The organism is Streptococcus mitis, assembly GCF_946188695.1.
Classification (GTDB): Bacteria; Bacillota; Bacilli; order Lactobacillales; family Streptococcaceae; genus Streptococcus; species Streptococcus mitis_DF.
The window spans coordinates 1-216 of record NZ_CAMHWI010000105.1; the positions used below are offsets into that span (position 1 = coordinate 1).

At 43.5% G+C, this 216-nt stretch carries 1 protein-coding gene; it reads right to left on the minus strand.

The window, feature by feature from the left end; translation table 11 throughout:
• Nucleotides 1–216: hypothetical protein (locus N8L33_RS10090; protein WP_261059772.1), on the minus strand; the 216-nt coding region annotated here is incomplete at both ends.

Below are 216 nucleotides of genomic sequence, written 5' to 3' on the forward strand. Positions count from 1 at the left end.
TTTCTACATCTGGTAGATCACTGTTTGGTACTTTACCTTTACCGTCTTCACCGATTGTGACTGTGATTGGCTTGCCATCTTTACCTGGGATTTCTACTACTGTTCCTGGTGGGTAGATTGAGCCATCTGGTTTCTTCGGTGTTAATGTAACGTCACCTGTCTCAGGATCTCGTTTCACATCTAGTGTTGGTGTCTTATGAGCTGGTGTTGTTACAT